Below are 9,421 nucleotides of genomic sequence, written 5' to 3'. Positions count from 1 at the left end.
ATAAGAGACTTTATTTGTTCGGTTGATCTTCCTTCCATCATCTGAATCGTTACGATTGGCATATCTCATGATTCTCCCTTACACGGCAACTTGCTTAGAAGGGGTATTCAAATAGTCGGAAATGTCAATGTAATCGTATCCGTGTGCATCGGCAACCGCTTTATAGGTTACATTGCCCTCAGCAATATTAATACCTCTAGCAATGGCTTTGTTGTCTAGAGCAGCCTGCTTATAGCCTTTGTTGGCAATTTGTACGCCATAAGGAATCGTTACATTAGTTAAAGCAATCGTAGAAGTTCGAGCGACGGCACCAGGCATGTTCGCAACGGAATAGTGGATGACACCATGTTTTTCATAGGTAGGATTGCTGTGGGTAGTAATACGGTCCACCGTTTCAATAGAGCCGCCTTGATCGATGGCAACGTCGACGATGACAGACCCCGGCTGCATCGTTTTAACCATTTCCTCCGTAACCAAGCGAGGAGCTCTCGCTCCTGGAATAAGAACAGCACCGATTAAAAGATCAGCCTTTTTTACCGCTTCTGCGATGTTATAGCTATTGGACATTAGCGTTCGAATACGCCCGCCAAACATATCGTCAAGCTGCCGAAGGCGATCTGGACTTACATCGAGTACGGTAACAGAAGCGCCGAATCCGACAGCGATCTTAATCGCATTTGTACCAACGATTCCGCCGCCGATAATGACCACCTCACCAGGCGCTACCCCAGGCACGCCGCCTAATAAAACACCTTTTCCGCCATGCGGCTTCTCAAGGAATTGGGCACCGATCTGGATCGACATTCGTCCGGCAACTTCACTCATCGGCATGAGCAGCGGCAAAGCTCCATTATCGAATTGAATCGTTTCATAGGCGATGGCAACGACCTTGCGATCGACCAAAGCTTTTGTTAACTCTGCTTCTGGAGCAAGGTGAAGATAGGTATWTAATAATAAGCCTTCACGAAAATAAACATATTCTTCTGCAAGCGGCTCTTTCACTTTAATAACCATTTCTGCAGACCAGACTTCCTGAGCAGTGGATACAATTTTAGCTCCTGCGGCTAAGTAGTCAGCGTCCGAGAATCCGCTGCCTGCTCCTGCTTGCGCTTCTATCCAAACCTCATGACCATTGTTCAAGAAGGCCGTTACTCCGGCTGGTGCAATTCCGACACGGTTTTCGTTGTTTTTAATTTCTTTTGGAACCCCGATAATCATCTGCTTTTCCATCCCTTCAACCAATTTTGTGCAAACAAGTTGACGCAGCATCAATATAAAATAAATATGACAAAGTGTCAATATTATTGTGCAAGAATGCCAAAAAGGCATACCGAGCCCTTATAAGTAAAGAGCGTCGGTATACATAGTTGTGATGGTATTCGCAATTTCTTCGAGAGAATATTGGTGTCTGTTATGAACAATATCCCATTGATACATTTCATTCGAATAGAACCATTGGCATGCAACGAGCTCTGCTTTTAAGTCTGTTCGAGCTAAACCATGCTGCTGAGAGTAGGTGATGTCAGTCGTTATACTTTGAATAAGCTTGTGTCGTATTTCTTCCCATTTTGTATTTACCGCGGATGAGAGTCCCATAGCTTCAGCAAACACTTTCATCATGTCTCGTTCTGATTCGGCTATTTGGAAGAAGGTGAGTACTTGACTCTTAATGACCTTTTTAGCCTCTTCTTTGGATGTCGGTTGGAAGGAGATATTCGCGATATCAAAAAACTGCTGCATGACGTCTTCCATCAATACGATTAGAAAATCATCTTTTCCGGTAAAATGGGTATAGGCTGTACCATAACCGGTTTTTGCCAATTTAATAATTTGATTAATTGTACTGTTCTGGAAGCCTTCTTTTAAATAAACGGTTCTGGCTGCTTTTAAAAGCTTTTGCCTCGTTTGCTGCGATCTAAGGTGTCGACCATCGATATCTTTTATTTCGTTTTCCATATAGGATCTCAACCTTTCAAGAGAATATTGCCTGTAGAGTACTATACATTCTAGTCGAATGACATCCCTATTGTAAATATAAAAAAGAATGGCGGTTCATCGACTAACATCCAAAATCAAATTTGCATAATTCTTATTGACATGATGTCATAATCATCATAATATGATAGATATCCAAGCTGAAAGTTTACAAAGGATGCACAATTTGTAAGCGGTTTATTTAAATAGTATACCTCATTTGGGATTCGATGGTGTTTTTTTTCAAAAAAACTGACATCTCGTCATCTTTATTCCCAGCACATGCTTTTCTACTTAGAATGATATCCCTTTTATAAGGAGGTTTCAAATCATGCGAATCGATACGCATACGCATATTATACCTGAGCAGCTACCCGATTTTTATCAGAAATACGGGGGAGATCGATGGCCGATATTAAATCGAACATGTACTTGCGGTGCTACGATTATGGTAGCCGGCAAATCATTTCGTGAGGTAACGGATCAAGTATGGAGCCCCAAAAAAAGAATAGAGGATATGGATAGGGAAAACGTTGATATGCAGGTTTTGTCTCCAATTCCGGTTACCTTTTCTTATTGGGCACCATTAGATGAAGCAATAGAGATGTCACGCATTCAGAATGACTTTATAGCTGAAACGGTCGCGCAGCATAGAAACCGTTTTGCCGGGCTCGGTACCGTCCCGATGCAGGACGCTGATGCCGCTATTCGTGAAATGGATCGCTGCATGCATGAGCTTCATTTAAATGGAATTGAAATCGGCTCCAACATAAATGGTAAAAATTTAGACGATCCTTCCTTTATTGCATTTTTCCAAATGGCTGAAGAATGGAAGGTCCCCTTGTTCATTCATCCATGGGAGACACTCGGAAAAGATAGAACGCCAAGGCATAATTTCATGTATACGATAGGCATGCCAAGCGAAACGGCTCTAGCAGCAGCTACTTTTGTTTGGAGCGGCCTAATGGAGAGATTCCCAGATTTGCAGGTTTGTTTTGCTCATGGCGGTGGATCGTTTCCCTATATTCTGCCGAGGCTTGATCAAGGGTGGAACGTATGGCCTCAGCTTCGTTTAACGACACATCCGCCCAGCTATTATGCCAAAAAAATGTTTTATGATTCTTTAGTATTCGATCCTCTTAACCTCAAATTCATGATAGATAGATTTGGTCATAAACAAATTATGATGGGCTCTGATTACCCCTTTTTGCTTAGGGAAGTTCCTCCAGGCCAGGTCATCGAACAAAGCCTCAACTTAACCGAAGAAGAAAAGGCCGCTTTATTTGGCGGAAATGCTGCAAAATTCTTTCGTATCGGAGGTTCACCGCGTGATTCAATTTCGCAAAATAAATAAACATTATGGCTCGAACCACGTCCTGAAAGATATTGATCTAAACATCAAAGAAGGAGAAGTGGTTGTCATCATTGGTCCATCAGGATCTGGCAAAAGCACGCTTCTGCGCTGCATTAACCGATTGGAGAATGTTACTTCTGGAGAACTTGTTGTGAACGGCCATAAAGTGAATGACAAGCACACGAATATTAATGTCATGCGGCAAGAGATTGGAATGGTGTTTCAGCATTTTAATCTATATCCACATAAATCAGTGATCGAGAATATCACGCTTGCTCCTATCAAAGTCCGAGGCATGCCAAAGAACGAGGCTGAGAAGCTGGCTATGTATTACCTTGATAAAGTTGGGATAACGGAGAAAGCAAATGTTTTCCCCTCCAAACTATCAGGTGGTCAGCAGCAAAGGGTAGCTATTGCTAGGGGACTCGCAATGAAGCCCAAAGTCATGCTTTTTGACGAACCGACCTCTGCATTAGATCCTGAAATGGTTGGTGAAGTTTTAGACGTCATGAAAGCGCTAACACGCGAAGGCATGACTATGGTTGTGGTTACGCATGAAATGGGCTTCGCACGTGAAGTAGCCGATCGCGTTATATTCATGGATCAAGGTCAGATCGTTGAAGAAGGAAAACCTGAACATTTCTTTTCCAGTCCAAGTGAAGACAGAACGAGATTGTTTCTTAGTCGAATTCTGGTTCATTAATAAAAGGGAATAAGGGGGATTTACGTATGAAGAAATGGCAGAAGAATCTAAGTATAACGGTTGCATCGGTGTTGCTTACTGTTAGTCTGGCTGGGTGTGGAGGTAAAGCAGAACCGGTATCAGGCAAGGATCAGAAAAAAATTTCCGTCGGAATTGGCGCAGATGCTTTTCCATTTGGTTATGTTGACACGGGAGATAACAAAACCAAAGGTTTTGACCTCGATATTGCAGCAACTATCGTAAAAGACATCACGGGCTCGGAAGACAATATTGAATATGTTGAAGTGAATGGTAAAACAAGAATTCCGATGCTGAAAAATGGCGACATCGATCTGATTGTTCGCACGATGACAATTACAGAAGAGAGAAAGCAGGAAGTGGATTTCTCTGATCCGTATTTCAGTGCCGGGCAATCACTGCTCGTGCCTGAGAATTCAGCGATTACAAGCATTGCAGATTTAAAGGGCAAGAAGGTTATCGCTGTTAAAGGAACGAGAGACGGCAAAGTAATTGAAGAGAAATCACCGGAAGCAGTCGTATCTGAATATGAGAACCTTGGCGAAGCGTTTACGGCGCTTAGCACGGGCAAAGGTGATGTGCTAACGACTGACAATGCTATTTTAATGGGACTTGCCTTGGAAAACCCGGGATATAAACTAGTTGGCGGTGTTATTGAAGATCAGCCATGGGGAATCGCAGTTAGAAAAGGCGATAAAGAAATGCTGGATAAGGTTAATGCTTCGCTAAAAAAATTAAAAGAAACTGGTGAGTACGACAAAATATATGAAAAATGGTTAAAACAAAAACCAGAATAATGGCAGGAGGGGACGAATGCGTTCATTCGTCCCTTTATTTCCTTAGACATCTAGAAGCGGAGAGGACTGAGTTAGATGTTGGATTTTTCAATTTTACTTGAATACAGGGAACAATTTTGGGCTGGTTTTCTAACAACGCTCCAGGTCAGTCTGCTCGCGCTGCTATTAAGTTTAGTGATTGGAACGATCGTTGCCGTCATGAAGATTTCTCCCGTGAAGCCCGTTAAGGGCTTGGCGACGATGTATATTGAATTTATTCAAAATACGCCCTTGCTCATACAAATCTTTTTCTTCTATTTTGGTTTACCGGCGGTAGGGATCCAATTAAATGCCTTTGTAAGCGGAACGCTTGGATTAGCTGTATATTCGGGTGCCTATATTGCAGAAGCGATTAGGGCAGGAATTCAAGCAGTACCTCATGGGCAGGTTGAGGCGGGGCGGGCATCAGGACTTACTTACATTCAAACGATGCGACATATTATTTTGCCGCAGGCGATTAAAGTTGTTATCCCGCCTCTTGGCAATCAATTTCTAAATTTGGTGATGGGATCTGCTATTCTTGGGTCGATATCCGGCAAGGATCTTATGTACTACGGGGACATTATTTCATCGGATACGTTTATTGTATTTGATGTATACATTTTTGTAGCTATTTTCTACTTAATATTGACGCTTCCGCTCAGTCTCTTTATCGGCTATCTAGAACGGAAATTATCGGCGAGCGATTAGAAAGGAGAGCTGTCATGGATTTCATAGGTGCTTACTCAGCGAATAATCTTCTTTACTTACTTAAAGGATTTTTAGTAACGATTGAAGTATCAGCTCTCTCTATTGTATTAGCCTTCGTATTTGGTACGATCATGGGCATTATTAGATATGCCAAAATTCCTATTATTGCGAGAATCATTGCTCTCTATGTAGGTTTAATTCGCAACATTCCGCTTCTGCTCGTCTTTTTCTTTATCTTTTTTGCACTGCCGGAAATTGGCTTAAAGCTGGACGTGTTTACCGCATCAGTAGCGGGCTTAACGGTTTATGCGTCAGCTATGTTATGTGAAATTGTCCGCAGCGGTTTAAATTCCATTTCTAAGGGGCAGGTGGAGGCTGCAAGGGCTTCCGGCTTAACCTATGTCCAAACGATATGGCATATTATTCTCCCGCAAGCGCTAAAACGGATGATTCCGCCAATCGTCAGCGAGTGTACTTCTATTCTCAAAGGCTCTTCGCTTGCTATCGTAATTACACTCCCAGAAATGATGCGAAGTGCACAAATTATTTATAACTATAATGTTAAGTTTGTTATTCCAATTTTATTGTTAGTCGCTATTCTTTACTTCATCGTAAATTATACGCTTTCTTTACTTGCACGAAGATTGGAAAGACGTTTAACGATTTAATTTTGTGTGATCGATAGGGAATGATGACTGAAAATGAGTCTTGGCGAATGGTAATTTCGACAGACTCTTATTTGTCGTTGCAGCTTTTTTTCAGAATAAAAGAATGACAAAAAAATGAAATTAATCATATTGACACTGTGTCATATTCAATATATTGTTAGGTTGATTCTGGAATTACATCTGATGTTTTTGAAGGAGGCTGTTAAAGGGGCTGAATACGTTCGAGCTAAGAACAGCATGAATGTTTTGTCAGGGTTGCTCGATCAGATCAATTGCAAGCGTTTCCAAAAGGTAATGAATATTTTATTCCTGGAGGTTTTGAACTGATGAAAAAAGCGGTCAGGCAGCGAATTTTTAGTAGTGTTCTCCTCGTAACTGTTGTTAGTACGCTCATCTTTCCGTCTTTACCTATCTTTGCATCCTCAGATACAGCAGCCGTGAAGGCAGAATCCAATTCAGGCGCCTATGTTGCGAAGCGCACAGGCGTCAACGTGAATGCACCTGATGCTGGACAACCGTATCCAGTAGACGAAACGCATAAACGATTGCCGGGTGAGCCCGCCGAACCAGCAGAAGGCAGCTGGGGTTACAATGTAGAGACTGGCGTGTTTACTCATCCGACGGTTATGCCGGAAAATGAAGGACCACAGCCGTTCAACGGCAGCTTGCCTTATCTAGACTTGAATCAATATATTAAAAACATGAAGGTTGAAGCCTTTTATCCATTCGTAGCGGGGTACGGACACAGCTGGCAAACATCCTTTGATTTGGATGGACGTCGCTATTTGTATGACTATGAGACCAATCAATACAATTTGTTTGATATAACGGACCCGCTAAAGGCCGAGCTTATTACGACAAAATGGATCGACAAACAAGCGGGTGAACATCAATTTGGCCCATTTAACGTGAAGTACAACGAGGAATTAGATAAAAATTTAGCTGTTCAGTGCTATGAGGTTCCGCGCTACGGCAAAATAACGAATAAGTACACGAATCCAGACGAAGTAAAGGCAATTCGCGACTTTGAAATGCTGCGCGGCTTCCGAATTTATGAGGTGAACGGCCCGAACTGGACGGATTGGAAAATTCTTTCCGAGACGCCGCTTGATTCAAGTACTTACTCCAAAGATAAGCCGCAGCAAGGATCTGGCTGCCAAGACATCCCGGTCTATTCCGGTGATAAATATTTATTTGTTGCAGGTGCTCCAGACGACAGCTACGCGAACACAGAATATAAAACCTATCTTTATTCAGGTGCACAGCTTGTCTATGACATCTCAGATCCAACAAAACCAAAGCAGCTATCGATTTGGTCAGTACCTGGACAACGCATTGGCGAAGAAGCACAATATAATCTAAATCCGCGAGCAGGTAATAAAACAAGCTGGATGGGATCGCGAATGCCGTTGTTTATTCCCAAAACAGTAGAAGAAGGCGGAAAATACGGTTATGCAGCGATGGGTGGATTAGGCTTCTACATTGTAGATATTTCTGATCCGAACAATATGAAGACGGTATCGCATCTTGAAATGCCGATGAGCTTTGCAGGAACTGAAGGCGATAATATCGACGTCAGTAAAGTTGAGACGACAGGCATGGTTTATTACAGCGGTTATCCGCTCAGCGAGGATTGCCATGAGCCGTATAAAGAAATTTACGCGATTGATGTTAAAGATCCGCTTAATCCGAAAATAGCAACGATTATGCCTCGTCCAACACCGCCGGCAGATGCGCCGTTTACGGACTATTGCCAGCGTCGAGGCAGCTTCGGACCGAAGCGTACCGGCTATGCTGAAATTCAGCCAGGTACACCAAGCCAACAATATATGCCCTATGCATTCTACAATGCAGGCATTCAAATGTTTGATCTTAAAGATCCGTTAAAACCAACGATTGCTGCTTATTTTGTACCGAAAATGTCAGGCGAATTGACTGACGATGAAGGTAAAAAGTATATGAGCGATCAATCTGATCCTGTGCATGGCACCTTTGTAGAATGGGATCGCCATTTAATTTGGGTGTTCTCTGGCCATGGGATGTACGTCCTTTCTTCGCCGCTTCTTGGTGATCCTGTAAGCGGACTGCCTAAGGCGAGTCTGCAGCTTAACGGTGAGGCGGCACTTCCTTTGGCAGCACAGCCGTTTAGCAAAGATGGTGCAACGCTCGTTCCCTTACGTACTATTTTTGAGAAATTAGGTTATGAAGTGAAATGGAATGGTGCTTCCAAGACGGTAACGGGGACAAAAGACGGCGTTACCATTCAGCTGCAGATTGGGCAGAAGGAAGCAACGGTGAATGGAGTGAAGAAACCGATGGCTGCTTCTTCAGTCATGGTGGGCGGTACAACGTATATTCCGATTTCCTTTATTGAACTAGCAACCGGAAGTAAAGCCGTGTGGAATCAGGATGATAAGGCGATTGTTGTGACTAGTATTTAAGATGATTTGGCAGGGAGAAGACCGCAGTAGTGCCGATTGGCGACGCGGTCTTTTCCCTTTTTTAATGCGCTTTCAAATAAAATTGACATATCGTCAATATTAATATTGACATGATGTCGACATTATCTTATAGTGAAAACAAGATCAGCTTTTATCCAAAAAATATCGATTTGAAGGTGAGGGTTTATTATGGCAACTGCTAAATCATTAACCGCTTTTAATCTTTTGAAATGGATTGAAGATAACAAGGAGCAGCTCAAACCACCCGTTAATAACAAGGTAATATGGGAAGATTCTGAGTTTATTGCAATGGTGCTTGGCGGGCCGAACAGACGCAGAGACTTTCACATTGATCCGTCCGATGAGTTCTTCTATCAAGTGAAGGGCTCTTGTTATGTGGAATGTATTACCGAGGCTGGCGAGCGCAAGGTTGTTGCTGTTAATGAAGGCGAAGTATTCATGCTGCCGGCAATGGTACCGCATTCACCGCATCGTGTGGCAGACACGTTTGGCATCGTTATTGAGCGCAAACGCGACAAAGGGGAGCTAGAGGATTTTGTATGGTTTTGCGAGAGCTGCAACCACGAGATGCACCGCGTAACCGTACAGTTAACCGATATTGAAACACAGGTAAAAGGAGCGATCCACAGCTTCAATTCAAATATAGAAGTGCGTACTTGCAAATCATGCGGACATGTAATGTCTGAAGAAGTTAAGGAATGGAAACCAGAATAAGA

General features: G+C 42.8%; 9 protein-coding genes. 7 read left to right on the top strand and 2 right to left on the bottom strand.

Annotation, left to right across the window (positions count from 1 at the left end; translation table 11 throughout):
* Window positions 1–78 precede the first annotated feature (78 nt).
* Both ald and AC1DPK_RS17330 read right to left on the bottom strand, forming a co-directional pair.
* The gene (gene ald / locus AC1DPK_RS17335; protein WP_477511117.1) at window positions 79–1,218 is read right to left on the bottom strand and encodes an alanine dehydrogenase; all 1,140 of its coding nucleotides are present in this window, start codon (window positions 1,216–1,218) and stop codon (window positions 79–81) included.
* A gap of 120 nt (window positions 1,219–1,338) precedes the next feature.
* Window positions 1,339–1,956, bottom strand: coding sequence for a TetR/AcrR family transcriptional regulator (locus AC1DPK_RS17330; protein WP_339203842.1), 618 nt, complete (start codon window positions 1,954–1,956; stop codon window positions 1,339–1,341).
* A gap of 349 nt (window positions 1,957–2,305) precedes the next feature.
* Here AC1DPK_RS17330 and AC1DPK_RS17325 point away from each other — a divergent pair, with 349 nt between their 5' ends.
* The 7 genes from AC1DPK_RS17325 to AC1DPK_RS17295 all read left to right on the top strand — a co-directional run bounded on the left by AC1DPK_RS17325 (window position 2,306) and on the right by AC1DPK_RS17295 (window position 9,419).
* A complete protein-coding gene (locus AC1DPK_RS17325; protein ID WP_477511116.1) occupies window positions 2,306–3,328 on the top strand; it encodes an amidohydrolase family protein in 1,023 nt (340 codons plus the stop codon).
* Window positions 3,303–4,031, top strand: coding sequence for an amino acid ABC transporter ATP-binding protein (locus AC1DPK_RS17320; RefSeq protein ID WP_441961881.1), 729 nt, complete (start codon window positions 3,303–3,305; stop codon window positions 4,029–4,031). The genes AC1DPK_RS17325 and AC1DPK_RS17320 overlap by 26 nt, the downstream gene beginning before the upstream one ends.
* 26 nt (window positions 4,032–4,057) lie before the next feature.
* Window positions 4,058–4,846 carry a transporter substrate-binding domain-containing protein gene (locus AC1DPK_RS17315; protein ID WP_477511115.1) on the top strand — a complete coding sequence of 263 codons (789 nt, stop codon included), beginning with the start codon at window positions 4,058–4,060 and terminating at the stop codon, window positions 4,844–4,846.
* A gap of 75 nt (window positions 4,847–4,921) precedes the next feature.
* A complete protein-coding gene (locus AC1DPK_RS17310) occupies window positions 4,922–5,575 on the top strand; it encodes an amino acid ABC transporter permease (RefSeq protein WP_441880947.1) in 654 nt (217 codons plus the stop codon).
* A gap of 14 nt (window positions 5,576–5,589) precedes the next feature.
* Window positions 5,590–6,243 carry an amino acid ABC transporter permease gene (locus AC1DPK_RS17305; RefSeq protein WP_477511114.1) on the top strand — a complete coding sequence of 218 codons (654 nt, stop codon included), beginning with the start codon at window positions 5,590–5,592 and terminating at the stop codon, window positions 6,241–6,243.
* Window positions 6,244–6,569: 326 nt separating this feature from the next.
* The gene (locus tag AC1DPK_RS17300) at window positions 6,570–8,684 is read left to right on the top strand and encodes a stalk domain-containing protein (RefSeq protein ID WP_477511113.1); all 2,115 of its coding nucleotides are present in this window, start codon (window positions 6,570–6,572) and stop codon (window positions 8,682–8,684) included.
* Window positions 8,685–8,873: 189 nt separating this feature from the next.
* On the top strand, window positions 8,874–9,419 hold the full coding sequence (locus AC1DPK_RS17295) for a 3-hydroxyanthranilate 3,4-dioxygenase (protein ID WP_339203835.1): 546 nt from the start codon (window positions 8,874–8,876) through the stop codon (window positions 9,417–9,419).
* The last annotated feature ends 2 nt before the right edge of the window (window positions 9,420–9,421 follow it).

The sequence above is a fragment of the Paenibacillus sp. 01T424 genome (assembly GCF_056398745.1).
The sequence above is the reverse complement of the archived record's forward strand: the minus strand, read 5'-3'. Positions and strand labels throughout refer to the sequence as shown.

Bases quoted from the DNA above. Each gene is read 5' to 3' on its own strand.
- AC1DPK_RS17330 (WP_339203842.1), bottom strand. From the start codon at position 1,956: ATGGAAAACGAAATAAAAGATATCGATGGTCGACACCTTAGATCGCAG.
- AC1DPK_RS17325 (WP_477511116.1), top strand. From the start codon at position 2,306: ATGCGAATCGATACGCATACGCATATTATACCTGAGCAGCTACCCGAT.
- AC1DPK_RS17315 (WP_477511115.1), top strand. From the start codon at position 4,058: ATGAAGAAATGGCAGAAGAATCTAAGTATAACGGTTGCATCGGTGTTG.
- AC1DPK_RS17310 (WP_441880947.1), top strand. From the start codon at position 4,922: ATGTTGGATTTTTCAATTTTACTTGAATACAGGGAACAATTTTGGGCT.
- AC1DPK_RS17305 (WP_477511114.1), top strand. From the start codon at position 5,590: ATGGATTTCATAGGTGCTTACTCAGCGAATAATCTTCTTTACTTACTT.
- AC1DPK_RS17300 (WP_477511113.1), top strand. From the start codon at position 6,570: ATGAAAAAAGCGGTCAGGCAGCGAATTTTTAGTAGTGTTCTCCTCGTA.
- AC1DPK_RS17295 (WP_339203835.1), top strand. From the start codon at position 8,874: ATGGCAACTGCTAAATCATTAACCGCTTTTAATCTTTTGAAATGGATT.